The sequence below is a fragment of the Paramagnetospirillum magnetotacticum MS-1 genome (assembly GCF_000829825.1).
GTDB lineage: Bacteria > Pseudomonadota > Alphaproteobacteria > Rhodospirillales > Magnetospirillaceae > Phaeospirillum > Phaeospirillum magnetotacticum.
In genome coordinates, this window is record NZ_JXSL01000025.1 from 98,553 (window position 1) to 124,598 (window position 26,046).

The window sequence follows — 26,046 nt, forward strand, 5'->3', positions numbered from 1 at the left end:
CCGGAGTGATCCGGCGGGCCTCTTTTTGTCTGTCAGGCTCAGCCCTTGGCGAAGCCGACCAGGGAGTCGATGATCTGCTGGGCTCCGATGCCATACCAGTTGTGCAGGGCGTCGCGGCCGCCATAAGTGTAGCAGTAGCCCTTCTCCACCGGCAGGCCCAGACGCTTCAGCGGCACGGTCGCACCGGCATCGGCCAGGACTTCGGCGACGGCGCTGCCCATGCCGCCCGGCAGGAAGTGCTCCTCCAGGGTGGCGACCTTCTTGGCGCCCTTGACGGCGGCAAGCAGGGCCTGGGCGTTGACCGGCAGGCGATAGAGATCGACCACACCGGCGTCGATGCCCTTCTTGGCCAGAACCTCGGCGGTCTCCAGCGCGGCATGGGTCATGATGCCGGTACCCACCAGCATGATGTCCTTGCCGGGCCGCAGCACTTCGAGGCCGGGGCGGAAGTCGTGACCGGCCTTGTACAGGTCGGGCAGGGTCTGGCGGTCGAGGCGGACATAGTTGATCCGCCGTTCCTTGATGGAACGTTCGGCCACGTCGGCGGCCATCACGCTGTCCGAGACGCTGTCGATCTCGATGGTCGGGAAGGCACGCATCACGGCGATGTCTTCCAGCATGTGATGGGTGGGGCCCGAATCCTGGTAGCCGAAGCCCGCGCCCACGCCGACCAGGGTCAGCGGAATCTTCATCATGCAATTGTTGACGCGAACCTGTTCCAGGCAGCGCAGGGTGATGAAGGGGGCGATGGCGTAGGCGAAGACCTTCTTGCCCGCCATGGCGAGGCCCGAGCCCACCACGATGGCGTTCTGCTCGGCGATGCCAGCATTGATGAACTGGTTGGGCAGGTCCAGGCGGATCTTGTCCAGGGCCGGTGCGCCCATATCCGCCGAGATGATGATCACGTCACGGTCCTGGCGGGCGATCTCGTAGACCCGGGTCCAGAAGGCGTCGCGTTGGGGGAGATTTGAGGTAACGGCGCTCATCGGAGGAAGCTCCTTTCCAGGTCGGCCCTAGCCTTTTCAACCATGGCTCCGGTGGGAGCGGCTCCGTGCCAGATGGGTTCGTTGGACATGCACTCGATACCCTTGCCCTTGACGGTGTCGGCGATGATCACCATGGGCTTGGTCGAGCGGCGCGAGCGGGCATAGGCCAGCACGTTCATCAGCTCGTCGGTGTCGTGGCCGTTGATGCGCTCGACAGCAAAGCCGAACGAGGCCCACTTGTCGCCCAGGGGCTCGAGGCGGATCAGGTTCTCGGTGAAATCGGTCGTGCACAGATAATTGCGGTCGACGATGGTCACCAGATTGTTCAGCTGGTGATGGCCGACGAACATGGCGGTTTCCCAGATGGAGCCCTCGTAGAGCTCGCCGTCGCCCAGCAGGGTGACCACCAGATGGTTCTTGCGGTCCATGCGCGCCGCCAGGGCCAGACCGGCGGCCGAGCCGAAGCCCAGGCCCAGCGAACCGGCCGTGGTCTCGACACCGGGGACGGTGTGCTGCAGATGGACGCCGAAAATGCCTTCAGCCTGGGCGAACTTCTCCAGTTCCTTGGGGTCGAAGAAGCCGACATCGGCCAGGATGGCGTAGAGCGCCGGGCTGGCCTGTCCCTTGGACAGGATGAAGCGGTCGCGGCCCTCCCACTTGGGGTCCGTCGGATCGACGCGGAGGATGCCGCCGTGATAGAGGGCGACCAGAATCTCGATGCAGGACATGCAGGAGGTTACGTGACCAGTCCGGGCCTTGATGCAGGTCTCGAGGGTCATTCGCCTCAGCTTCTCGGATTTCTCCACGAGATCGGGGGCGCGGCTGTTTGAGCCGGCAGGGGTCTTGGACATGGTCCGGAATTCTCCTTCTGAGAACGAATAGCGGTTCCCGCGGGGCTGCACCCTGTGGGGGCGGCGCGACTGCGACCGACTTCGCCCTAGTTACGCATCGGGCTGCTTTACATTTCCTTACCCGGTATAAAAAATCCTGGGCTTAAGGCAGGGGTGGCGCCGCGTCCCGGCGCAGGCGGCCGGACAGGCCCGCCATGACGGCGGTCCCCACCGCAACCAGCCCGGCTTCCAGCCCTAAGGTTCCCGCCACGCCCAGCCCGGCGGCCAGGGTTCCCGCCGCCAGCCCGCCCAGGGCATCCATGCCGAAACGAAGCGCGGTGAAATAAGAGATCACCCGTCCGCGAATGGCGTCGGGGGCCATGGATTGCAGCAAGGAATTGGTGGAGACATTGACCGAGCTGATCCCCAGCCCGATGCAGAACGCCGCCGCCAGGGCGGGTTCCAGACGGGGGCTCAGCCCCAGGCCGCCCAATCCCAGCGCCGCGAAGACCCAGCCCATCACCACCAGGCGGACGAGCTGGTCCAGGTTGTGGCGGGTGGCCACCAGCATGGTGGCGGCCAGGGCTCCGCCGCCCGTTGCGCCCAGCAGCCAGCCCAGGGTGCGGGCATCGCCTCCGAAACTCTCCTTGGCCAGGATGGGCATGAGGACCACATAGGCCGAGCCCGCCAGATTCAACCCTGCCACGCTGAGCAGCAGGGTGCGGATGGTCCGGTTGGTCCAGGCGAAAGCCAATCCTTGCCGGAAGGCCTCGCCCAGTCCGCCAGGGGCGGTTGCGGGGGGCTGGGGCGGCTGGCGCCAGACGGCGAAGGCCACCCCCAGAAAGGAGGCGGCATTAATGGCGAAGCACCAGGATTCCGAGGTGAAGGCCAGGATCAGCCCGGCCAGGGGCGGGCCAATGAAACGGGCGGAATTGAACAGCGAGGCGTTGAGCGCGATAGCGGACCTCAGCAAGGCGCGGTCCTCGACCATGCCGCCCAGCATGGATTGGCGCAGCGGCGTATCGAAACTGTTCAGCACCCCGAACAGCGCCGCCAGGACCACCAGATGGGCGGGCGTCACCATGCCCAGCGCGGTCATGGCCGCCAACAAGGACGCCTGGGCGATCATCAACGCCTGAACCGTCAGGAACAGGCGGCGGCGGTCGAAGCGGTCGATGAACAGCCCGGCCAGGGGCGAGATCACCAGTTGCGGCGCCTGGGACAAAAAGGCGGTGACGCCCAGCAACACCGCCGAGCCGGTCAGGCGATAGACCAGCCAGCTCATGGCCACACTTTGCACCCAGGTGCCCAGGATGGAGAGCGCCTGGCCCGCGAAGAAGCTGCGGAACCGGGGGGCCTTGAGGGCGGCGAGGGCTTTAATAGCCGCCACGATCCGCTTGGGGCGCGGGCGCGATGTCCTTATAGGTGGCGGCCAGGGCCGACAATCCCCGCGCCAGCACCATGGTGTCGATGCCCACCGCGACGAAGGTCGCTCCGGCAGCCAGATATTTGCGCGCCAGAGTCTCGTCGGCGGCGAGGATGCCGCTGGGTACCCCCAGGTGGTTCAAGGTCGCCAGGGCCTTCTCGATCTCGGCCTGAACTTCCGGGTGCGACGGCGCTCCCAGATGGCCCAGCGAGGCGGCCAGATCGGCGGGGCCGATGAAGATGCCATCGACCCCATCCGTGGTGGCGATGGCTTCCAGATTGCGCAATCCGGTGACCGTCTCGATCTGCAGCAGCAGGCACAGTTCGTCCGACGCGGTCTTGAGATAGTCGCCGACGCGGCCCCAGCGTGACGCGCGCGCCAGGGCGGCGCCCACGCCCCGCACGCCCCGGGGCGGGTAATGCATGGCGGCGACAGTGGCGGCGGCCTGTTCCGGCGTATCGATCATGGGGACCAGCAGGGTCTGGGCGCCGATGTCCAGCAACTGCTTGATCAGCGCCGTATCACCGATCACCGGGCGCACAATGGGGTGGCTGGGATAAGGTGCGACCGCCTGCAACTGGGCCAGCAGCAGCGGCACGTCGTTGGGGGCATGCTCTCCATCGATCAGCAGCCAGTCGAACCCGGCACCCGCGCAGATTTCCGCCGTATAGGGATTGGCGAGACCGACCCACAGGCCGATCTGCTTGCGGCCTTCGGCCAGGGCGCGCTTGAAGGGGTTCTGGGGCAGTTGCATGACTGTCTCCTCCGACCAGTTCGTCATCCCAGATAGCGCTTCGCGCTTCCGGGATGACGAAAAGAAAAGGGTTAAACGAACCGGCAGGCGATGGCGCCCAGCGGGCCGTAATCCACATGGAAGGTGTCGCCCGCCCTGGCCGGGACCGGGCGGGTGAAGGACCCGGCCAGCACCACTTGGCCCGGCTCCAGCGCGATGCCGTGGGGCGCGAACTTCTTGGCCAGCCAGGAAATGCCATGCGCCGGGTGATTGAGCACACCGGCGGCCACGCCGGTCTCCTCGATGACGCCGTTCCTGTACATGATGGCCGCCACCCAGCGCAGATCCACATCCATGGGCTTGATCGGACGTCCGCCCATGACGATGCCCGCATTGGCGGCGTTGTCGGAGATGGTGTCGAAGACCTTGCGCGGGCGCTTGGTTTCGGGATCGAGGCGATGGCAGCGGGCGTCGATGATCTCCAGCGACGGGATGACGTAATCGGTAGCGGAGAGCACCTGGGTCAGCGTCACGTCGGGGCCTTCCAGCCGGTCCTTCAGGATGAAGGCCAGTTCCACCTCGACCATGGGGACGATGAAGCGCGCCATGGGAATGTCGGTGCCTTCGCCGAACACCATGTCGTCGAGCAGCGTGCCGTAATCGGGCTCGTCGATCTGCGACGATTGCTGCATGGCGCGCGAGGTCAGGCCGATCTTGTGGCCCACCACTTTGCGGCCCTCGGCAATCTTGGTCTTCACCCAGGCGCTTTGGATGGCATAGGCATCGCTCATGCCCATTTCGGGATGGTCGAGGGAAATCTGGCCGCATTGATGGCGGGTCTGCTCTGCCTGGTGCAGGCGGGCGGCGGCGGCGGCGATCTGGTCGGACGTGAGAGCCATGGGTCAAGCCTTCTTGAAACGGGCGTGGACGTTGTTCTTCTTGAATGTGCCACCCTCGTCGAACTCGTAGAGCTCCATGGAGAGCGCGAAATATCCCGACTCATACAGGGGCGCGAAGTGGTCCGTCATCATGGCGAACAGGTCTTCGCAGGTCTTTTTCTTTTCGGCCTCGGTCCGTCCCGCGCCGATCTTCAGCGTGCAGTGGACAAAGCCGTAATCTTCCTGGTCATCGGCCATGACATAGTCGGAAAGCTCGATGGCGCGGGCCCGGATGCCGCCGATGGGGAAAACGCCGCCTTGGCCGATCAGGACCTGATTGACCTTCTTCAGCATTCCCCGGATATCGGCGCGGTCCTTGATGTTGTCGGTGTACTCGGCGATGAAGTGGGGCATGGAATCCTCCCGCAAGGCGTGACCGGCACGGCACCGCAAGCCGTGCCGGTCTTTTGGACTCGGTCAGGCGGCCACGGGGAAGACCGCGTTCACCTGGCCGGTTCCGGCCGCCTCGAAATAGGGCGTGACGATCTCGACACCGCGGTCGTACTTGTCCCAGCCCAGGGCGCCAAGCAGCATGGCGGTGTCATGCATCAGGCCCTCGCCGTGGCAGGTCTTGGCGTAGAGCGGCAGCATGTCGGTGAATTCCTTGAAGCGGCCTTCCTTCCACAGGTCCAGAGCCCGCAGATCCACCTGCTTGTAGAACTCGTTGGAGATGGTGAAGAAGTGATCCATGGTCTTCAACGCGGTGTTCGGGTGGATCGCATGGGACAGCGAGCCCGAGGCGACAATGGCGAAATTGCCGTCCATGCGGCGGATGGCTTCGCGGATGGCCTCGCCCACCTTGGCCGATTCCATGTGGTCATGGACAGTGCACAGACAGGCCACCGACACGACCTTGAAGCCGTATTCCTTGGCGCCCATCAGCCACATGGGGATCAGGGTGCCGTATTCCAGTTCCAGGCTGGCAATGTGGTGCGAGCGCACGGTGACGCCCTTTTCCTCGGTGGCGATCTTGGCGATCAGATCGCTCATCTCGGGGTTGCCCTCGTGCTCATAGGGCATGTCGGCCAGCAGATGGGGGAATTCGTTGGAGGTGAACACACCCTTGAAATGGGCGTTGCCATTGATGTGATAGGCGTTGTTCACCAGCCAGTGGGTGTCGAGCACGATGACCGTATCGACACCCAGTTCCTTCATGCGCTTGCCCATGGCGCGATGGCCGTCCACGGCCGACTGGCGGCAGCCCTTGAACGGGCCGTCCTGCTCGGACAGATACATGGTGGGGACGTGAGCGACCTTCGCGGCGAAAACAAGATTACCCATTTCGAACTCTCCTCTCTCGTTTGAAACACAGCCCTGAACTGACTTTTCTTGAGGTCACACACCCCAGCGCGGGATGTGATGGTTCCCCTTGGAGACGCAGACGTTTTTCACTTCCAGAAACGCCTCGTAGGAATAGTGACCGCCCTCGCGGCCGGTCCCCGAACCCTTGATGCCGCCGAAGGGCTGGCGCAGGTCGCGGACATTCTGGGAATTGACGAAGACCAGACCGGCCTCGATGCCTTCGGCCATGCGGATGGCCTTGGCGCCGTTCTCGGTCCACACATAGGAGGCCAGGCCGTAGGTGGTGGCATTGGCGATCTTCAGCGCCTCGGCCTCATCCTTGAACCGGATGACGCAGGCCACAGGCCCGAAGATCTCCTCCTGGGCGACGCGCCAGGAATTGTCCACATCGGCCAGGACGGTGGGCTTCACGAAATTGCCGTTCTTCAGGTGAGCGGGCAGGCCCTCGGGCTCGCCCAGGCCACCGGCGACGACGCGTGCCCCTTCCTTGATGCCCAGTTCGATATAGCCGGTCACCTTCTTCCAGTGGTCCCGCGTGATCATGGGGCCCACATTGGTGGCCTCATCGAGGGGATCGCCCACCACCACCTTCTTGGTGCGCTCGGCCAGGGCCGCGACGAAGCGGTCGTAGATGCCGTCCTGGACCAGGATGCGGGTGCCGTTGGTGCAGCTTTCGCCGTTATTGCCGTAGACGGCGACGATGGCGGCATCCACGGCGCGCTCGAAATCGCAATCGTCGAAGACGATGTTGGGCGACTTGCCGCCCAGTTCCATGGAGTACTTCTTCAGCCCGCCGCTCTGGATGATGCGGTTGCCGGTGGCGGTGGAGCCGGTGAAGGACACGCCGCGCACATCCGGGTGCTTGACCAGGGCTTCACCCACCGCCGAGCCATAGCCGTGGACGATGTTGAACACACCGGCGGGAATGCCCGCCTCCAGGATCAGCTGTCCCAGGCGGTCGGCCGACAGCGGCGACAATTCGCTCATCTTCAAGACGGCGGTGTTGCCGAAGGCCAGGCACGGCGCCGTCTTCCAGGTCGCCGTCATGAAGGGCACGTTCCACGGCGAGATCAGGCCCACCACGCCCACCGGCTGATAGATGGTGTAGTTCAGGTGGTCGTTGGTGGGATAGGTCTCGCCGTCCACATGTTGGCAGGTGTCGGCGAAGAAGTAGAAATTGTCGGCGGCGCGCGGCACCAGCATCTTCTTGGTGCGCCAGTAGGATTGTCCCGTGTCCAGGCTTTCCAGCTTGGCGATCTCGTCCACATGCTGGTTGATCAGGTCGCCCACCTTGCGCAGCAGCTTGGCGCGCTGGGCAGGCGCCAGACCCGCCCATTTGGGGAAGGCTTCCTTGGCGGCCGCCACGGCCCTAGCCACCTCGGCCTCGCCACCGGCGGCGATCTGGCAGATCACCTCATTGGTGGCGGGGTTGAGATTGGCGATGGTGGAGGCGCTCTCCACATGCTTGCCGTTGATGAGATGCTTGATCATCGCGTTCAGCTCCGCTGGAAATAGGTTTCGTCGTCGACGATGAAATTGGTCAGGCGTCCGACGCCCTCGACCTCGGTCACCACCTCGTCGCCGGGCTTGACGTCGACGATGCCGTCGGGCGTGCCGGTCAGGATCAGGTCGCCGGGCGAAAGGGTCATGAAGGAGGACAGGTATTCGATCAGGGCGGGCACCCCGAACACCATGTCGCGGGTGTTGCCGGACTGGACCTTGGCCCCGTTCACATAGGTGGATATGTCGAGATTCATGGGATCGGCCACGTCGTCCCTGTCCACCATCCACGGCCCCAGCACGGTGCAGCCGTCACGGTTCTTGGTCCGCAGATTGGGGCGGTAGTAATTTTCCAGGAAATTGCGGATGGCATAGTCGTTGGCCACGGTGTAGCCCGCCACGAAGTCATAGGCGTCCGCCGCCTTGACGTCGCGGGCGGTGCGGCCGATGACCACCGCCAGCTCGCATTCGTAATGCATGAAACCGGCCTCGGCGGGCTTACGCGTCACGGCGCGGTGACCGATGAAGGTGCCCGGCCCCTTGATGAAGGCCAGGGGCTTCTCCGGCGCCTTGAAGGCCAGTTCCTTGGCGTGGTCGGCATAGTTGATGGCCAGCGCGAAACTGGTGCCGGGCGACACGGGCGGCAGCCACACCACCTTGTCTTCGGCCACTCGGCGTCCGTCGGCCAGGATCACCGTGTCGCCCTCGACCTGGGCGTCGTGAATGGCGCCGTTATAGGCTACGCGTGCGCGCTTCATGCTGCGCCCTCCTCGATGGTGCATTCCAGGGCGCCCAGGCCCTCGATCTCGATGCGCACATGGTCACCGCGTCCGGCAGTGGGCACCGCGCCGACCGGATAGCCCAGCGTCAGCACATCGCCTTGCCCCAGGTTCATGAAGGCGGTGACATCGGCCACCAGTTGCGGCGCCGGGCGAACAAGACTGTCCAGGCGGCGCTCGGCTTTCAGCTCGCCGTTGACGAAGGTCTTGATCACCAGATTATGCGGATCGGCGATCTCGGCCTTGTCCACCACCCAGGGGCCGACGGGGCAGGCGCCGTCGAAGCACTTTTCCTGCACTGGCGGGCGATAGACGCTGTCATTGGGCACCGAGAGGTCGAGCACGATGGTGTAGCCGCCCACTGTGTCCAAAGCCGTCTCGGGATTGGCTCTTGCGGTCTGGCGCTTGAAGACGAGGCCCACCGAGGCACCCAGTTCCACCCGCTCGGCATAGGCGGGCAGGCGCACCCGTCCGCCATGGCCCAGATGGGTGTTCTTGGGCTTGAAATAGAGCACCGGCACGGTGGGCGGGGCCTTGTACGGGTCGGCGTTCAGCCGCTCGCCGAAGCGCTCCATGGTGGAGACCTCGTTTAAGAGCGGGCCGTAGATCCAGCCCGTCACAGCCGGAGCGAAGGAGCCCTCGGCAATGGCCAGTCTGCGGCCGCCCAGATCCAGGCTGGTTCCGTCGGGAGTGACGGCTCCGCTGGTGGGGGCGGAGGCGCCGGGAAGGTTGATGCGTGCGATTCGCATGGTGGAGTTTCCTTATGCCTCAGCCTGTGACGTGGACCAGCCACAGGGCCAGCGGCGGGAAGAACACCAGGACCAGGATGCGGATGAAGTCCGAAGCCAGGAAGGGCAGCACACCCATCGCGGTCTCCTTCAAGGGCACGTCCTTGGCGATCTTGTTGATGACGTAGAGATTCATGCCCACCGGCGGATGGACCAGGCCGATCTCGACCACCATCAGGGCGACGATGCCGAACCAGATGGACTTGTCCTCGATGCTCATGCCGTAGAAATCCAGGCCCAGCACCACCGGATAGAAGATCGGGATGGTGAGCAGGATCATGGCGAGAGAGTCCATGACACAACCCAGCAGCACATAGATGGCGATGATGGTGAACAGCACGCCCACGGGCGGCATGCCGCTGTTCTTCACCCAATTAGCCAGTTCGGTGGGCATCTGGGTGAGCGCCAGGGCCGAGTTCAGAAGATCGGCGCCGATCAGCACCATGAAGATCATGGCGGTGGCGATGGCGGTGCCGAAGATGCTCTGCTTCAGGTCCTTGAAGCGCATGCCGCCCGAGACCACGGCAATGATGCCGCAGGCCGCCGCGCCGATGGAGGCGGCTTCGGTGGGATTGGCCCAGCCGCCATAGATGCCGACGATCACCACCAGGAAGACCAGCAGCACGGGCAGGATGCCCACCTGTGCCTTCAGCATCTCCTTGATCGAGACCCGCTCGCTGGCGGGACCCGCCTTGGGATCGAAGGTGACGATGATGCGGATCACCGCCATATAGCCCAGCGCCGCGACGATGCCGGGAATGACGGCGGCCACGAACAGCTTGCCGATGCTTTCCTGGGTCAGCACGGCATAGATCACCAGGGGAACCGAGGGCGGGATCAGGATGCCCAGCGTGCCGCCCGCCGCCAGGGTGCCGGTGGCGAGGCGTCCGGAATAGTTCCGGCGCGTCAGTTCGGGCAGGGCCACCTGACCCATGGTGGCGGCGGTGGCGAGCGACGAGCCGCAGATGGCCCCGAAGGCGGCACAGGCTGCGGTGGCGGCATAGGCCAGTCCGCCCCGGAAATGGCCGATCAGGGTGCCCGCGGCATGGAACAGCGCCTTGGACAGCCCGCCATGGGTGGCGAACTGGCCCATCAGGATGAACAGCGGAATCACTGCCAGGTCGTAATTGGACAGCCGGGCGTAGACCAGATTGTTGAGCGTGAACAGCAGCGCGTTCAACTCGCCGTGGTTCAGCACCATGTAGATGCCGGTGGCGGCCAGGAACATGGCGACGCCGATATGGATGCGCACCACCAGCATCAAGAGCAGAATGCCGAAGGCGACGAGGCCCAGCGTGGTGCCGCTCATGACGGTGTCTCCAGTCCAACGGTGAATTCGACGATGGTGCGGTAGATGGCGCAGATGCCGGTCAGTGCCAGACTGGGCACCATCAGCATGACGGGTATCCACAGAGGCACGGCCAGCAGGGGCGATACCTCGCCGGTATCCTGACCGTCCAGGGCCTGGAAGCCGGTGCGCCAGGCCAGCACCGCCAGGACCAGGGCCAACAGGGAATCGCCCACCGCGTCGAAGCGGCGCTTCACCTTGGGCCGGAAACCTTCGGTGAAGAACTCGACGCGCAGGTGATCGCCCCGAAGCGTGCACAGTGGGATGAAGGCGGCTGCGGCGATGGCGTTGCCCATCTGCATCATTTCCACGTCGCCGTTGACGGGCTGGAAGCCCAGCTTGCGGCTGATGATGGAGATCAGCGACATGATCACCATGGCGATCAGGGTGGCTCCACCCGTCCAGGCCATAGCCTCGGCGGCGCGGTTTAGCCACCAGTCGATGACGTCGTGAGCCCTCCGCTCGGCCGGCGGATAGAGAAGTTCCGTCATGGGACGATTCCTTTAAGCGCGAGTGCGGGCGGGTGTCAGTTCTGGGCCGGGAAGTACTTGGCCGACAGCGCGCGGGCGCCCGAGGCCAGAGCCTGACCGTCCAGCTTGCGGGCGCCGACGTCCTTGACCCATTCGTCTTCCACCGGCTTGGCCGCGTCGCGCATGGCCTGATAGGCGGCAGGTTCAAGATTGCTGACCACGGTGCCGGGGATGGTGGCGGCGTATTTCAGGTTGGAGGCGGTGACGTCGTCCCAGACCTTGCCAAAGGCCTCCACCAGAACGGGGCCGGAATTGCGGTCGATGACCGCCTTCAGATCAGCGGGCAGCGAGTCGTACTTGGCCTTGTTCATCAGCACCGACAGGACGGTGGCCACCGGGAAGGGACGGCCAGCGGGCGGAGCGATATGGTACTTGGTGACCTCGTCGATCTTGGTGGGTCGCATCAGTTCCCACGGCAGCAGGCCGCCATCGACCACGCCCTTGGCGATGGCGTCGGCCACCTGGGATGGCGGCATGGAAACCGGAACGCCGCCCAGAGACTGCAGGGTCTTGGCGGCCAGACGGGTGGGGGTGCGCAGCTTGAGGCCCTTGACCTCGGCCAGGCTCTTCACGTCGGTCGCGGCGGTGTGGAACAGCCCGCCGCCATCGATATGCACCGCCAGCACCTTATAGGCGGCGAATTCGTCCTTGGCGTACTGGTTGTAGTAGTCCCAGGTCATGCGGCTGCCATCCAGGGCATTGGCCACCATGAAGGGCAATTCCAGGGCCTCGATGGCCGGGAAACGGCCCGCGGAGTATCCGGGCGCCGTCCACACGATGTCGGCCACGCCGTTCCTCACCTGATCCACCAGTTGCGACGGCGTGCCACCCAACTGCATGGCGGGGAAGATCTGACACTTGATGCGGTTGTTGGACTCGGCGGCGACCTTATCGCACCACGGGCCGATCACCTGGGCATGCGCAGGGGCCACTGGCGGCAGGAAATGGGCGAATTTCAGAATGACCTCGTCTGCGGCCCGAACAGCCGGGGCCGAAGCCATGGCGCCAAGGGCCAGGACGGCAAGGCTGAGGACGGTTTTCTTGATACGCATGGTTTCCTCCGTGTTGGCGATGCGCGGTCGGGTCCTTTGCCCTGGCCGTCGTATTAGTTAACATGTGCTATGTAGTTAACATGTTAGCGAATACGATGTCACTATGATGTTAGTGAGTCAATGGTCGAGTTGGGTTGACCTGGAGGAATTGCGGCGCGACCATGGTCCCCGGCCACGTTCGGGGGAACAGACGTTGAGCACCGAGATTTTTCATCCCAATCTGCCGCTGCTGCTGGCCCAGGCCCGTGAAGAGATCATTTCGCGCTTCCGGCCCATCCTCAATCACTTCGGGGTGACCGAGCAGCAATGGCGCATCCTGCGCGTTCTGCGCCATTCCGAGCCCCTGGAGCCGCGCCAAATCTGCGAGATATGCCTGTTTTTGAGCCCCAGCCTGACCGGCGTCCTGGCCCGCATGGAAGAGATGGATCTGGTCAGGAAGGAAAGGGTGGAAAGCGATCATCGCCGGGTGATGGTCCATATGACCGACAAAAGCCGGGCCCTGGTGGACGCCGCCATTCCCCTGATCACCGAGCAGTACCGCTTTATCGAAGACGTCATTGGCGCCAAGCAGACGGCCGAGCTATACGATGTGCTGACGAAACTGACGGCGCTGCACGGTGCCGCCATTCCCCTGGTCAAACTGCCGCCCAAGTGAGCTCCCATGTTTCCTGACAATCTTCTGGCGGTCTTCGACCGCACCGATGTGATCTTCGAGCATGGCGAGGGGGCATGGCTGACCGCCGCTGATGGCCGCCGCTTCCTGGATTTCGGCGCGGGCGTGGCGGTGAATGCTTTGGGCCATGCCCATCCCCGACTGGTGGCGGCCCTGGGCGAGCAGGCGGGCAAGCTGTGGCATTGCTCCAATCTCTACCGGGTGCCGGGGCAGGAGCGGGTGGCCCAGCGGCTGGTCGATGCGTCCTTCGCCGACACGGCATTCTTCTGCAATACCGGCGCCGAGGCCATGGAGCTGGTGATCAAGATCGCCCGGCGTTACCACCACTGCGCAGGCCATCCCGAGCGCAACCGCATCATCGCCTGCACGGGCAGCTTTCACGGCCGCACCATCGCCACCCTGGCGGCGGCGGGAACGGCGAAATATCTGGAAGGCTTTGGCCCGGTGGCCCAGGGCTTCGACCATGTGCCCTATGGCGATCTGGAGGCGGTGCAGGGCGCCATCGGGTCCAATACCGCCGCCATCCTGGTGGAGCCGGTCCAAGGCGAGGGCGGCATCCGTCCGGGCGATCCCGCCTATCTGCGGGGCCTGCGGGCGCTGGCCGACGAGTTCGGCCTGCTGCTGCTCATGGATGAGGTACAGACCGGCATCGGACGGACGGGCAAGCTGTTCGCCCATGAATGGTCGGGCATCGCGCCCGATGTCATGGGACTTGCCAAGGGGCTGGGCGGGGGCTTTCCGGTGGGCGCCGTTCTGGCGACGGAAAAAGCGGCGGCCTGCATGACGCCCGGCACCCATGGCTGCACCTTCGGCGGCAATCCCCTGGCCATGGCGGTGGCCGAGGCGGTGCTTGACGAGATCATGGCCCCCGGCTTTCTGGACCGCGTCCAGGCGGTGGCCGCGATGCTGCGCGGCAAGCTGGATGACCTTGCCCGCCGCTATCCCCAGGCGATTGCCGAAGTGCGCGGCCAGGGCCTGATGCTGGGCCTCAAGACCGTGCCGCTGAACACCGAGTTCAACGCCAAGCTGTTCGCCGCCGGTCTGCTGGCGGTGGGCGCGGGCGACAATGTGGTGCGTCTGGTGCCGCCCCTGATCATCGGCGAGGCCGAGGTGGTCCGCGCGGTGGAGATCATTGAAGGGGTCTGCGCCAGCTTCAGCTGATCGCCATCAGCCCGGCAGCGGCGATCTCGCAATCCTCATCCTCGGTGGCGCCCGATATGCCGATGGCGCCTGTGACCGCGCCGTCTTTGAGCACCGGCACGCCCCCACCGATGGGAATGAAACCATCCCGCCCCGAAAGGCCCTCCAGCACATGAGGGCGGCCCCCGATGCGGTCCTTCCACTGCGCGGTGGGCTTGCCGAATCCGGCTGCGGTGCGGGCCTTGTCGGTGGAGATGGTGACGCCGTGAAAGGGGGCTCCGTCCATGCGGATCAAGGCTTTGAGATGGCCGCCCGCATCCACCGCCACGGCGGTGACCTTGACGCCCATGGCGCGCGCCTTGGCGATGGCGGCCTGAACGGCGGCCAGGGCCTGTTCCTCGGTCATGACAAACCTCCGATGCAGACGTATTTGGTCTCCATGAAGTCATCCAACCCGTATTTGGAGCCCTCGCGGCCCAGGCCGGATTCCTTGATGCCGCCGAAGGGCGCGACCTCGTTGGAGATGAGGGATTCGTTGACTCCGACCATGCCGCATTCCATGGCCTCGGCCACCCGGAAGACCCGGGCCAGATCGCGGGAGTAAAAGTATCCGGCCAGTCCGAATTGCGAGGCATTGGCCAGTTCCACGGCCTCCTCCTCGGTCTCGAAGCGCACCAGCGGCGCCACAGGGCCGAAGGTCTCCTCCTGGAAGCACAGCATTTGGGCCGTCACATCGGCCAGCACCGTGGGCTGCCAGAAGCCGCCGCCCAGTTCATGGGGCCTGCCGCCAGTCAGCACCCGCGCGCCCTTGGATACCGCGTCGGCCACATGCGAGGCGACCTTGGCGACAGCGGCCGCGTTGATCAGCGGGCCTTGCTGCACCGGCCCCTTCAAGGCGTGCCCCACCACCATGGCGGCAGCCTTTTCAGCCAACTTGCGGCCAAACTCCTCGTAGACACCCGCCTGAACCAGGAAGCGGTTGGTGCAGATGCAGGTCTGGCCGGAATTGCGGTATTTCGAGGCCAATGCCCCCGCCACGGCGGCATCCAGATCGCAATCGTCGAAGACGATGAAGGGCGCATTTCCGCCCAGTTCAAGACTGACCTTCTTCACCGTCTCGGCGCATTGGGCCATCAGCATCTTGCCCACGCGGGTCGAACCGGTGAAGGACAGCTTGCGCACGAGCGGGTTGGCGGTCATCTCGCCCCCCACCGCGCCGGGCTGGCGGGTGGTGACGATGTTGAACACTCCCCTCGGCAGTCCGGCTCTCTCGGCCAGTTCGGCCAGGGCCAAGGCGGAAAGCGGCGTATCCTCGGCGGGCTTGACGACAACCGGGCAACCGGCGGCCAAAGCGGGCGCGCATTTGCGGGTGATCATGGCCATGGGAAAGTTCCAGGGCGTCACCGCCGCCACCACGCCGATGGGCTGCTTCATCACCAACAGACGGCGGTCGCTGGCCGTGGTGGGGATAAGATCGCCATAGGCGCGCTTGCCCTCCTCGGCGAACCACTGGATGAAGGCCGCGCCATAGACGATCTCGCCCTGGGCCTCGGGCAGCGGCTTGCCCTGCTCGGCCGACAGCAGGCGGGCCAGGGCATCCTTGTGGGCGATGATTTGTTCGAACCAGGCCATCAGAATCGCGGCCCGTTCCTTGGCGGTGCGCCGCCGCCAGGGGCCCCAGGCCATTTCCGCGGCCTCAATGGCGCGGCGTGTTTCGGCGCCGCCCATGTCGGGGACGCTGGCCAGCAAGTGGCCGGTGGCGGGATCGAGCACGTCGAAACGGCGTCCGTCATCGGCCTCCGCCCAATGTCCGTCGATATAGGCATGGGTCTTGAGCAGGCTGGCGTCGAGGTCGGTCACGTCTCTCTCCCGAAAGAAGTTAACACGTTAACTACTAACATATTAGTTACATAGTCGGGCCGGATATGTCAAGGTCAGCTCCGCCCCCTCTCATGGCACCTTTAAGAAGTCGGGACACAATGACACAATCTGGACCCCAGGCCCGCGCTAGGGGCTTGACCGCCAACGGATTCGCGAGTGATTTGCTGCTGATGTCCGCTAAGCAATCCTCTTCTCCCGACGAGCTGACGCGCCTCAGGGCCATTACGAGGTCATTGCCGCTGGCCTTGCTCAAGGCGCGCGAGGATGTGATGGCGGGCTTTCGCCCCAATCTGCGCAGCCACGACATCACCGAACAGCAGTGGCGGGCCTTGAAGTCTTTGGCCCAGACCGGCGAGATGCGGGCCGGGCAGTTGTCGCGGGCCAGCCTGATCAGCATGCCCAGCCTGACCCGGATCATCCGCACCTTGGAGAAACAGGGACTGATCGAGCGCCGCCCGGAAGAACGCGACCAGCGCGCGGCGTTGCTGTCCCTGACCGAGAAGGGCCATGAGCTGGTCCTGTCGGTCAGCCATGCGGCGGAAAAGCGCTATGACGAGATCGTCGCCGCCTTCGGCCTGGACCGGCTGGAACGGCTGCACCTCATGCTCGAAGAGCTTTCCGAGGCCTTGACCCGCTAGGCTTTTCCAACCGTCCCGGTCTACTGGGACTGACTCTGACTGGGCTGGCGCGTCACGCAGAAGCTGTCCTGAATCTCGGCGAAGATGGCCATCAACTGGGACTGCACCCAGTCGATGAACTCGTGCAGGCCGTGGTCGATGACGTGATCGATATCGTGATCGGTCAGCGCCGCGCGCAATCCATCCAGCAGTTCCAGAGCCTTGACCCCACCGCGCAGGTGATAGCGGGTGCGAAGCTGGGTCATCAGCCAGTCCATCTGGCGCACGCAAAGAATGACCGAGCGCGGGAAGGAATCCGAGAACAGCAGGAAGGCTGCCACCGAGCGCGGCGTGATCTTGCCCGCCAGCACCCGGCGCGAGGCCTGATAACCGGCGACCGCCTTCAGCAGGGCGTTCCAGTGGCTGATATCGAGGGCCGAACCCACATCCTCGGGCCGGGGCAGCAGGGTGTGGTACTTGATGTCCAGCAGGCGGGTGGTCTGGTCGGCGCGCTCGATGGACTTGCCCAGGTGATAGAAGTAGTGGGCCTGGTCGCGATAGAAGGTGCCCTCGGTAATGCCCACATGCAGCTGGCAGGCTTCCTTGATCTCCTCGCACAGGGCGGCGAGATTGGCGGGCGCCACCGCATTGTCCGACAATCCGCCCATCCAGGTGTTCATGCGATTGATCTGGCGCCACATCTCGATGGAGATCATGGGGCGCAGCGTCCGCGCATTCTCGCGCGCCGCCTTGATGGAGGACAAGATGGAGTTGGGATTGTCGGGGTCGAGAATATAGAAGTGCGGCACCGTGCGGGCGTCGGCCACCCGATGGCGGGCGAAAAAGCGTTCCTCGTCGGCGTTGATCTGCACCACCGCCAGCCAGTTGCGCCCGGCCCGGTCGCGGGCGAAGGTCTCGGCCACGCCCAGAATGCGGGCCAGATTCTCGGCCCGCTCCATATAGCGGGCCAGCCAGACGATGCAGTCGGCGTTGCGGGCGAGCAATTCTGTCATTGTCCTTCTCCCGCCAAAACCCAGGTATCTTTCGAGCCGCCACCCTGGGATGAGTTCACCACCAGAGATCCCTCCTTCATGGCCACGCGGGTGAGGCCGCCAGCCAGAACCTTGGTGGAGGCTCCGGTCACCGCGAAGGGGCGGAAGTCCACATGGCGGGGTTGGGTGCCCTTTTCCGTCAGTGTCGGGCTGACCGACAGGCCGATCATGGGCTGGCTGATGTAATTGGCCGGATCGGCCTTCAGCTTGGCGCGGAACTCGTCGATCTCGGCCTTGGTCGCCTTGGGTCCCAGGATCATGCCATAGCCGCCCGATTCACCCACCGGCTTGACCACCAGATGCTCCAGATTGTCGAGCGTGTATTTCAGTCCTTCCGCCTCGCGGCAGATGAAGGTCTCCACATTGGGCAGGATGGCGTCCTCGCCCAGATAGTATTTGATGATGCGCGGCATATAGGCATAGACCGCCTTGTCGTCGGCCACGCCGGTGCCCGGCGCGTTGGCCAGCGACACATTACCCTTGCGGTAGGCGTCCATCAGCCCCGGCACGCCCAGCATGGAATCGGGGCGGAACACCTTGGGGTCCAGGAAGAAGTCGTCGATGCGGCGATAGATGCTGTGCACCGGCGCCTTGCCAGCCGTGGTCAACATATAGACCCGGTCGTTCTCGACGACCAGATCGCGGCCCTCCACCAGGGGCACGCCCATCTCGCGGGCCAGGAAGACGTGTTCGAAGAAGGCCGAGTTGTAGATGCCCGGCGACAGCAGCACCACGGAAGGTTCGTCCACGCCTGCGGGCGCGATCTCTTCCAGGGCGCGGCGCAGCATCAGGCCGTAATCATCCACGGCGCGGACCCGGGTCTCTTCCATCAGATCGGGGAAGCATTGCAGCATCAGGTTGCGGTTCTCGACCACGTAGGAAACGCCCGACGGCGTGCGGGCATTGTCTTCCAGAACCCGGAACAGTCCTTCCTGGTCGCGGATCAGGTCGATGCCGCACACATGGGAATAGGTGCCGCAGGGCACTTTCAGCCCGCGCATGAAGGAATGGAAGTTGGCGTTGCCCAGAACCAGATCGGCGGGGACGATCTTGTCGGCCAGAATCTTCTGGTCGCCATAGAGGTCGGCCAGGAACAGGTTGATGGCGGTGACCCGCTGGATGATGCCGGCCTCGAGCCGCGTCCACTCGCCCGGCGTGATCACGCGGGGCAGGACGTCGAAGGGCAGGATGCGGTCGATGGCGTCCTTGTCCGAATAGACGGTGAAGGTGATGCCGAGATCGAACAGCTCCTTTTCGGCCCTTGCAGCGCGGCGGCGCAGATCATCGGGGTCCAGCGCATTCAGGCGGGCGGCGATGGCGGCCAATTGGGCGGCGCCGTCGTCCCTGGGCGACAGCGCCTCACAGAAAAACTCGGTCGGATCGTAGCCGGATAACAGCCCTGGGCCGGGCAGCGAAATTCTTGGCCGGGTCATTGATGATTCCCCTTTCTGCGCCTTTTTTCGTGGCGCGGAACACAGCTTAGCGTCTCTTCTCGAATTGATCAAATTTAAGGCAGGAATGGCAGCCTGCCGATTCCGGGGGCTTTTATCGCCACCAAGCTTTCATCTGTGTGCTACCCTCCCCACTGCATTATGCCACTAAACACGGACGATCATGGGCATTCACGTTAAACTGCGCCATACCACACGTTACAAGTATGACCGGTCGGTCGTTCTTTCTCCCCAGGTGGTCCGTCTGCGTCCGGCGCCCCATGCCCGTACGCCGGTTCTGTCCTATTCGTTGGATGTGGAGCCCAAGGGCCACTTCATCAACTGGCAGCAGGACCCTCAGGGCAATTGGCTGGCCCGGCTGGTTTTCCCCGAGAAGGTCGATCACTTCACGGTGGACGTGGATCTGGTTGCCGATCTGTCGGTGGTCAATCCCTTCGACTTCTTCCTGGAGCCCGAGGCGGAGAATTTCCCCTTCGCCTATGATCCGCAGCTCGATCACGAGTTGAAGCCGTTTTTGCTGTGCGAGGAGGCCGGGCCGCTTCTGGCCGATTACGTGGCCTCCATCGACACCAGCACGCCCATGCAGACCACCAATTTCCTGGTGGCGCTGAATCAGCGGCTGCAAGAAGATATCAGCTACACCATCCGCATGGAGCCGGGCGTTCAGACGCCCGAACAGACTCTCGGTCTGAAGAAGGGCTCGTGCCGGGATTCCGCCTGGCTCTTGGTGCAGATCCTGCGCCGCTTAGGCCTCGCCGCGCGCTTCGTGTCGGGCTATCTGATTCAGCTGGTTCCCGACGTCAAGCCGCTGGACGGTCCGGCCGGGGCGGCGGAGGACTTCACCGACCTGCATGCCTGGACCGAGGTCTATCTGCCCGGCGCGGGCTGGATCGGTCTTGACCCCACATCGGGGCTGTTGACCGGCGAGGGGCATATCCCGCTGGCCGCCTCGCCCGATCCCACCAGCGCCGCGCCCATCACCGGCGCGGTGGAGATGTGCGAGGTTTCCTTCGAGCACCATATGGGCATCGCCCGCGTGCTGGAAACGCCGCGCGTCACCAAGCCCTATACCGAGGACCAGTGGCAGGCCGTGCTGGAACTCGGCGATCTGGTGGACGAGAAACTGAAACAGGGCGATGTGCGCCTGACCCAGGGTGGCGAGCCCACCTTCATCTCCACCTCCGACCCGGACGGCGAGGAGTGGAACACCAGCGCGGTCGGCCCCACCAAGCGGGCCTTCGCCGATACCCTGATCCGCCGTTTGCGCGACCGCTTCGCCCCCGGCGCGCTGATCGCCTATGGCCAGGGCAAGTGGTATCCGGGCGAGAGTCTGCCGCGCTGGGCCTTCTCGCTGATCTGGCGCGACGACGACGAGGTGGTGTGGCGCAACCCTCGGCTGATCGCCCTGGAATCCGAGGACAATTCCCCCACCCATGACGAGGCCCGCGACTTTTCCAAGGCGCTGTGCCGTCATCTGGGGGTCGATCCCGATTTCGCCATGCCCGCCTGGGAAGATCCCGCCTATTACCTGCTGCGGGAACAGGCGCTGCCCATCAATGTGGACCCCATCGATTCCAAGCTGGAAAATCCGGAAGAGCGCGCCCGTCTGGCCACGGTGTTCAAGCGGGGCCTGGGCACCCCCACGGGCTATGTCTTGCCCTTGCAGCCCTGGCAGGCCAGGGACAAGTTCCGCTGGATCACCGGGCCCTGGCCGACGCGCGACGGCAAGCTGCTGACCATTCCCGGCGATTCGCCTTTGGGCCTGCGCCTGCCGTTGGAATCCCTGCCCTGGATTCCCGCCGACGCCTACCCTTATCACAGTGAACGCGATCCCTTCGAACCGCGCGGCCCCATGCCCCCGGCCCGGCGTCAGCGCGCCCAGACCGAGCAGGTTCCTGGGTCCGGCGCGCCCAAGGCCACGGTGCTGCAACAGATCCCGGTGGATCTGCGGCCCGTGGAGACCGCCAACGGCCTGGTCTCGGAGAATGTGCGCACCGCGCTGTGCGTCCAGCCCAGAGACGGACGCCTCAACGTCTTCCTGCCGCCGGTGGAAACCGCCGAGCAGTATCTGGACCTGATCGAGGCGGTGGAGCTGTCCGCCGCCGAGATCGGCCGGCCCGTCCATGTGGAAGGCTATCCGCCGCCCAACGACCCGCGCCTCAAGATCATCAAGGTGACCCCCGATCCCGGCGTCATCGAGGTCAATGTCCAGCCGGTGGAGCATTGGCGTGAACTGGTGATCAATACGGAAATCCTCTACGAGGAGGCCCACCAGGCCCGTCTGGGCACCGAGAAGTTCATGATCGACGGCCGCCATGTGGGAACGGGCGGCGGCAATCACATGGTTCTGGGCGGCTGGACGCCCGCCGACAGTCCCTTCCTGCGCCGTCCCGACCTGTTGGGCAGTCTGATCCGCTTCTGGCAGAACCATCCCAGCCTCAGCTACCTGTTCTCGGGCATGTTCATCGGGCCGACCAGCCAGCATCCCCGCGTGGACGAGGCGCGCGACGACACGCTCTATGAGTTGGAGATCGCCCTGTCGCAATTGCCGGACCCTGGCACCAATGTGGCGCCCTGGGTGGTGGACCGGGTGTTGCGCAACGTGCTGATCGACGCGTCGGGCAATACCCACCGCACCGAGATCTGTATCGACAAGCTTTATTCCCCCGACGGTCCCACCGGGCGCCTGGGCCTGGTGGAGTTCCGCGCCTTCGAGATGCCGCCCCATGCCCGCATGAGCCTGGTGCAGCAATTGCTGCTGCGCGCCCTCATCGCCCGCTTCTGGGAGGTGCCCTATACCGAGAAGCTGGTGCGTTTCGGCTCGGCGCTCCGCGACCGCTTCATGCTGCCCCACTGGATCGAGAAGGATCTGGACGAGGTGCTGGAATGGCTGGATGTGGGCGGCATCCATTTCGACCGCTCCTGGTTCGCGCCCCATCTGGAATTCCGCTTCCAGGCGGTGGGCGCGGTCAGCCATCGCGGCATCCGCGTGGAGTTGCGCACGGCATTGGAGCCCTGGCACGTCATGGGCGAGGAGCCGGGCGCCGGTGGCACCGTGCGCTATGTGGATTCCTCGGTGGAACGCCTGCAGGTCAAGGTTTCGGGGCTGGTGGGCGACCGCTATGTGGTGGCCTGCCATGGCCGCCGCCTGCCTCTGGCCTCGACCGGGACGTCCGGCGAATGGGTGGCGGGCTTGCGCTACCGCGCCTGGAAGCCCGCGTCTTGCCTGCATCCCACTATCGGGACCCACACGCCGCTGGTTTTCGATCTGGTGGATACCTGGACGGGCGAGGCGGTGGCGGGCTGCACCTATCATGTGGCCCATCCGGGCGGGCGCAATTACGACACCTTCCCGGTCAATTCCTACGAAGCCGAGGCGCGGCGCCGCGCCCGCTTCTTCGCCTTCGGCCATTCCCACGGGCCGTTCAGGGTCGATGGCGGGGCGGTTCATCCCGACTATCCGAATACGCTAGACCTGAGGTTACAATAGGCGTTAACACCGTCGCGATTTTGGGGAGGGGAAAATACCGCGCCGTTTACGCTCTCGCCTGGAAGGTCCGCCCTGGACCTTCGAAGACGCCTACCATCCGCTGCCGGGTGCCTTTGACGAGGTGACGGAGCCGGGGGTGGGGGTTCGCCCCCATTGGAAGGGCTTCGTCGAGGGCATGAACCGCCTGGGCCTCGAGGAGTTGACCCGCCGCTGGGATGTGGGCTTGCGGCTGATCCGCGACAACGGCGTCACCTACAATGTCTATGGCGATCCGGCGGGGCTGGACCGGCCGTGGCGCCTCGACCCTCTGCCGCTGATCCTGCCAGCCGAGGAATGGGCGGTGCTGGCCCAGGGAATCGAGCAAAGGGCCAGCCTGCTGGATTCCGTCCTGGCCGATCTCTATGGCGAGCGCACCCTGGTCGGACGCGGCGTCATCCCGTCCTCGCTGCTGCATGCCAATCCCGCCTTTCTGCGTCCCTGTCATGGCTGGCTGCCTGCGGGCGGCCACTGGCTGCATCACTACGCCGCCGATCTGGTGCGCGGTCCCGATGGCGAATGGCGGGTGTTGAGCGACCGCACCGAGAGCCCGTCAGGCACCGGTTATGCCCTGGAAAACCGTTCCATCGTCAGCCGCGTCTTGTCCGAGTTCCACCGTTCGCTTCAGGTGGAACGGCTGGGCCCCTTCTTCGAGACGCTGCGCCGCAGCTTGCAGGGATTGGCGGTGCGCCACCGCGACGATCCGCGCATGGTGCTGCTGACGCCCGGTCCTTACAACGCCACCTATTTCGAGCATGCCTTCCTGGCGCGTCAATTGGGCATCACCCTGGTTCAGGGCGAGGATCTGACGGTGCGCGACAATACCGTCTATCTCAAGGCCCTGACCGGGTTGCAGCAGGTGGACGTCATCTTGCGCCGCACCGGCGGCACCTGGTGCGATCCGCTGGAGCTTCGAGGCGATTCCCAACTGGGGGTGGCCGGTCTGCTGCAATCGGCCCGGCGCGGCAATGTGTCGCTGTTCAACGCCATCGGCAGCGGCCTTTTGGACGGGGCCTCGCTGTTGGGCTTCATGCCCGCCCTGGCCCGCTCGTTGAGGGACGAGCATCTGATCTTGCCCTCGGTGCCCAGTTGGTGGTGCGGCGAGCCCGCCGCTCTGGACCATGTGCTGGCCAATCTGCCGCGCCTGGTGATCCGCCCGGCCTTTGGGCGGCGCGACCAGCCGGTGATCGGCGCGGCCCTGTCGGGCGAACAGCTGTCCGACCTGCGCGCCGCCATCCTGGCGCGTCCCTGGGAATGGGTGGGCCAGGAGGTCAGGACCACCTCGACCCTGCCGCTTTGGGCCGGGGGGCGAATGGAGACGCGTCATTGCGTCCTGCGGGTGTTTGCCGTCCTTACCGAGAAGGGGTGGCAGGCCATGCCGGGCGGTCTGGCGCGCCTGTCGTCCGAGCATGATCTGCTGGCGTCGCGCCTGCAGACCGGCGGCGGCGGCAGCAAGGATGTCTGGATCGCCTCGCCGACCCAGCGCCTGACGGCGACCTCCGCCCGCCCGCAGGTGCCGCCCGTGCGCCTGACGCGCGAGAACCGGGATCTGCCGTCGCGTGTGGCCGACAACATGTTCTGGCTGGGCCGCTATCTCGAGCGCTGCGAGGCCACGACCCGTCTGCTGCGTGCCGCCCTGATCCGCATCGAGGATGCCCTGGCCGAGGGCGATTCCCCACGGGCCCAGGTCATGATCCGCATCATGGCCGCCCTGGGCCTGTCCGTTGCGGAAGATGAGGGAGATGAACCCGTCGAGACGATGACCGACCGGTTGGTCGCCCATCATCTCGACCCCGAAGGAACGGGGCTGGCCGGTTGCGTCGAGCGATTGCTGCGTATCGTCGTCCATCTGCGCGACCGGCTGTCCAACGATACCTGGCGCGCCCTTCACCAGCTCAGGGACGAGATCGGCCTGCTGGCCGCCGAGACGGGGGGTGGCGACGTGCTGGGGCGGCTCAACGCCATGGTTCTGACCATGCAGGCGGTGAGCGGTCTGGCCATGGAGAACATGACCCGCGGGCCGCAATGGCTGTTCCTGGATTCGGGCCGCCGGGCCGAGCGCGCCATCGCCATGGTGGAGATGGTCAGCGGCGCCCTGGCCGATGCGGAGAGCGAGGAGGCGGTTCCCCTGGACCTGCTGCTGGAAGTGTGGGACAGCGTGATGACCTATCGCTCGCGCTATCTCTCCACACCTCGCCTGGCCGGGGTTCTCGATCTGCTGTTGTGCGACGAGGCCAATCCCCGTTCCCTGGGCTTCCAACTGGCGACCCTGGAGCGCCATGTGGACCGGCTGGCCACCATGGGGGAACATTCGGGCTTCTACAAACCGGAACAGAAGCTGATGACCGTGCTGTGCGGCACCATCCGCACCACCGACGTCATGGTGATTTCGCGCTTTGACCGGGACGGCGGCTATCACGACGCGCTGCGCCTGCTTGACATGCTGCGCTCGCGGCTGTGGGAATTGTCCGAGCAGGTGTCGCGCACCTACTTCATTCACGCCCAGTGGCGGCTGCCCACGGCGCCCATGGAGGAACTGGCGTGAAGTTCAAGGTCCGCCATACCACCACCTATAAATACACCGAGCCGGTGCAGCTTTCCCACCACGCCGCCCATCTGCGCCCGCGCGCCGTCGATGGCCAGAGCGTGAGCCAGGTCAAGGTGGCCATCCGTCCCAGCCCGGAAGTGCTGGACGAGGGCGGGGCCGATTATTTCGGCAATCCCATCACCTTCTTCACCATTCAAAGCCCCCATTCCACCCTGGTGATCGACGCCACCTTCGTGGTGGAGACCACGACTCAGCCGAGATTGCCCCAGATCGCGGTTCCGGCCTGGGATTCGGTGCGGCTCAACACCTGGCTGGGGGCGCGCGGCATCGACGAATCCGTGATGGATTTCGTCTTCGCCTCCCCGCAATTGCCCTGCCTGTCCGAGGCCGAACGCTATGCCCTGCCCAGTTTCCCGCCGGGCCGTCCCCTGGATGAGGCGGTGATGGACCTGAACCATCGCATCCATACCGACTTCACCTTCGACCCCGAGGCGACCACCGTGGGCACGCCTTTGGCTCAAGTCTTCCAGCAGCGCCGCGGCGTATGTCAGGATTTCGCCCATGTTGGCATCGCCTGTCTGCGCTCCATGGGGCTGGCGGCGCGCTATGTCAGCGGCTATATCCGCACCAAGCCGCCGCCGGGCAAGGAAAAGCTGGTGGGCGCCGACGCCTCCCATGCCTGGCTGTCGGTCTATCAGCCCGGCTGGGGCTGGCTCGACCTTGACCCCACCAATGACATGGCCGCGGGCCAGGACCATATCGTGGTGGCCTGGGGCCGAGACTATGACGACGTCACTCCGGTGCGCGGCGTTGTGCTGGGCGGCGGCGAGCATCAGGTGCTGGTCGCCGTGGATGTGATCGAGTTTTAGCGGCGAGTGCCAAATCTGGCGCATGCCGCGATCAGCCGCCATTGAGGCGGCGGCCAAGCGCGCATGTGCGCGCGCCC

At 65.0% G+C, this 26,046-nt stretch carries 23 protein-coding genes; 6 read left to right on the forward strand and 17 right to left on the reverse strand.

Annotated elements, in window-relative coordinates; all coding sequences use genetic code 11:
* Positions 1-38: 38 nt before the first annotated feature.
* From CCC_RS07775 to CCC_RS07835, 13 genes are all read right to left on the reverse strand, one after another.
* Positions 39-986, reverse strand: coding sequence for a transketolase family protein (locus CCC_RS07775; RefSeq protein ID WP_009869761.1), 948 nt, complete (start codon positions 984-986; stop codon positions 39-41).
* A complete protein-coding gene (locus CCC_RS07780) occupies positions 983-1,837 on the reverse strand; it encodes a transketolase (protein WP_041040675.1) in 855 nt (284 codons plus the stop codon). Before CCC_RS07780 ends, CCC_RS07775 begins: the two co-directional genes overlap by 4 nt.
* 142 nt (positions 1,838-1,979) lie before the next feature.
* Positions 1,980-3,206, reverse strand: a complete 1,227-nt coding sequence (locus tag CCC_RS07785; protein WP_009869759.1) for an MFS transporter — start codon at positions 3,204-3,206, stop codon at positions 1,980-1,982.
* Entirely contained in the window at positions 3,193-3,996 is an 804-nt protein-coding gene (gene hpaI, locus CCC_RS07790; protein ID WP_009869758.1) for a 4-hydroxy-2-oxoheptanedioate aldolase, read from the reverse strand. Before hpaI ends, CCC_RS07785 begins: the two co-directional genes overlap by 14 nt.
* 71 nt (positions 3,997-4,067) lie before the next feature.
* On the reverse strand, positions 4,068-4,874 hold the full coding sequence (gene hpaH, locus CCC_RS07795; RefSeq protein WP_009869757.1) for a 2-oxo-hept-4-ene-1,7-dioate hydratase: 807 nt from the start codon (positions 4,872-4,874) through the stop codon (positions 4,068-4,070).
* A 3-nt stretch (positions 4,875-4,877) separates the two neighbouring features.
* Positions 4,878-5,267, reverse strand: a complete 390-nt coding sequence (locus tag CCC_RS07800) for a 5-carboxymethyl-2-hydroxymuconate Delta-isomerase (RefSeq protein WP_009869756.1) — start codon at positions 5,265-5,267, stop codon at positions 4,878-4,880.
* 63 nt (positions 5,268-5,330) lie between these two features.
* A complete protein-coding gene (gene hpaD, locus CCC_RS07805) occupies positions 5,331-6,194 on the reverse strand; it encodes a 3,4-dihydroxyphenylacetate 2,3-dioxygenase (RefSeq protein ID WP_009869755.1) in 864 nt (287 codons plus the stop codon).
* 54 nt (positions 6,195-6,248) lie between these two features.
* Positions 6,249-7,706 carry a 5-carboxymethyl-2-hydroxymuconate semialdehyde dehydrogenase gene (gene hpaE / locus CCC_RS07810; protein ID WP_009869754.1) on the reverse strand — a complete coding sequence of 486 codons (1,458 nt, stop codon included), beginning with the start codon at positions 7,704-7,706 and terminating at the stop codon, positions 6,249-6,251.
* A gap of 5 nt (positions 7,707-7,711) precedes the next feature.
* On the reverse strand, positions 7,712-8,473 hold the full coding sequence (locus CCC_RS07815) for a fumarylacetoacetate hydrolase family protein (RefSeq protein ID WP_009869753.1): 762 nt from the start codon (positions 8,471-8,473) through the stop codon (positions 7,712-7,714).
* Entirely contained in the window at positions 8,470-9,243 is a 774-nt protein-coding gene (locus CCC_RS07820) for a fumarylacetoacetate hydrolase family protein (RefSeq protein WP_009869752.1), read from the reverse strand. Before CCC_RS07820 ends, CCC_RS07815 begins: the two co-directional genes overlap by 4 nt.
* A gap of 19 nt (positions 9,244-9,262) precedes the next feature.
* Positions 9,263-10,591 carry a TRAP transporter large permease gene (locus CCC_RS07825; RefSeq protein WP_009869751.1) on the reverse strand — a complete coding sequence of 443 codons (1,329 nt, stop codon included), beginning with the start codon at positions 10,589-10,591 and terminating at the stop codon, positions 9,263-9,265.
* Complete coding sequence (locus CCC_RS07830) at positions 10,588-11,121, reverse strand: TRAP transporter small permease (protein ID WP_009869750.1); 534 nt, start codon at positions 11,119-11,121, stop codon at positions 10,588-10,590. The genes CCC_RS07825 and CCC_RS07830 overlap by 4 nt, the downstream gene beginning before the upstream one ends.
* A gap of 35 nt (positions 11,122-11,156) precedes the next feature.
* Positions 11,157-12,212: a TRAP transporter substrate-binding protein gene (locus CCC_RS07835; RefSeq protein WP_009869749.1), complete on the reverse strand. Its 1,056-nt coding sequence runs from the start codon at positions 12,210-12,212 to the stop codon at positions 11,157-11,159.
* A 193-nt stretch (positions 12,213-12,405) separates the two neighbouring features.
* Between CCC_RS07835 and hpaR (CCC_RS07840) the strand changes: the two genes are divergently transcribed.
* Together hpaR (CCC_RS07840) and CCC_RS07845 are read left to right on the forward strand one after the other, a co-directional pair.
* Positions 12,406-12,867, forward strand: a complete 462-nt coding sequence (gene hpaR, locus CCC_RS07840; RefSeq protein WP_009869748.1) for a homoprotocatechuate degradation operon regulator HpaR — start codon at positions 12,406-12,408, stop codon at positions 12,865-12,867.
* 6 nt (positions 12,868-12,873) lie between these two features.
* The gene (locus tag CCC_RS07845) at positions 12,874-14,046 is read left to right on the forward strand and encodes an aspartate aminotransferase family protein (RefSeq protein WP_009869747.1); all 1,173 of its coding nucleotides are present in this window, start codon (positions 12,874-12,876) and stop codon (positions 14,044-14,046) included.
* On the opposite strand, the gene CCC_RS07850 is transcribed toward CCC_RS07845, so the two are convergent.
* Together CCC_RS07850 and CCC_RS07855 are read right to left on the reverse strand one after the other, a co-directional pair.
* The gene (locus tag CCC_RS07850; protein WP_009869746.1) at positions 14,039-14,431 is read right to left on the reverse strand and encodes a GlcG/HbpS family heme-binding protein; all 393 of its coding nucleotides are present in this window, start codon (positions 14,429-14,431) and stop codon (positions 14,039-14,041) included. The genes CCC_RS07845 and CCC_RS07850 overlap by 8 nt on opposite strands.
* A complete protein-coding gene (locus CCC_RS07855; RefSeq protein WP_041040680.1) occupies positions 14,428-15,885 on the reverse strand; it encodes an NAD-dependent succinate-semialdehyde dehydrogenase in 1,458 nt (485 codons plus the stop codon). Before CCC_RS07855 ends, CCC_RS07850 begins: the two co-directional genes overlap by 4 nt.
* A gap of 191 nt (positions 15,886-16,076) precedes the next feature.
* On the opposite strand from CCC_RS07855, the gene hpaR (CCC_RS07860) reads away from it, so the two are divergent.
* Positions 16,077-16,544 carry a homoprotocatechuate degradation operon regulator HpaR gene (gene hpaR / locus CCC_RS07860; RefSeq protein WP_160295527.1) on the forward strand — a complete coding sequence of 156 codons (468 nt, stop codon included), beginning with the start codon at positions 16,077-16,079 and terminating at the stop codon, positions 16,542-16,544.
* A 20-nt stretch (positions 16,545-16,564) separates the two neighbouring features.
* On the opposite strand, the gene CCC_RS07865 is transcribed toward hpaR (CCC_RS07860), so the two are convergent.
* Together CCC_RS07865 and CCC_RS07870 are read right to left on the reverse strand one after the other, a co-directional pair.
* Positions 16,565-17,536 carry an alpha-E domain-containing protein gene (locus tag CCC_RS07865; RefSeq protein ID WP_009869743.1) on the reverse strand — a complete coding sequence of 324 codons (972 nt, stop codon included), beginning with the start codon at positions 17,534-17,536 and terminating at the stop codon, positions 16,565-16,567.
* Positions 17,533-19,008 carry a circularly permuted type 2 ATP-grasp protein gene (locus tag CCC_RS07870; protein ID WP_041040682.1) on the reverse strand — a complete coding sequence of 492 codons (1,476 nt, stop codon included), beginning with the start codon at positions 19,006-19,008 and terminating at the stop codon, positions 17,533-17,535. The genes CCC_RS07865 and CCC_RS07870 overlap by 4 nt, the downstream gene beginning before the upstream one ends.
* Positions 19,009-19,189: 181 nt before the next feature.
* Between CCC_RS07870 and CCC_RS07875 the strand changes: the two genes are divergently transcribed.
* From CCC_RS07875 to CCC_RS07885, 3 genes are all read left to right on the forward strand, one after another.
* On the forward strand, positions 19,190-22,516 hold the full coding sequence (locus tag CCC_RS07875) for a transglutaminase family protein (RefSeq protein ID WP_041040684.1): 3,327 nt from the start codon (positions 19,190-19,192) through the stop codon (positions 22,514-22,516).
* Between the two features lie 136 nt (positions 22,517-22,652).
* Positions 22,653-25,097, forward strand: a complete 2,445-nt coding sequence (locus CCC_RS07880; protein ID WP_236686335.1) for a circularly permuted type 2 ATP-grasp protein — start codon at positions 22,653-22,655, stop codon at positions 25,095-25,097.
* On the forward strand, positions 25,094-25,969 hold the full coding sequence (locus CCC_RS07885) for a transglutaminase family protein (protein ID WP_041040688.1): 876 nt from the start codon (positions 25,094-25,096) through the stop codon (positions 25,967-25,969). The genes CCC_RS07880 and CCC_RS07885 overlap by 4 nt, the downstream gene beginning before the upstream one ends.
* Positions 25,970-26,046: the final 77 nt, after the last annotated feature.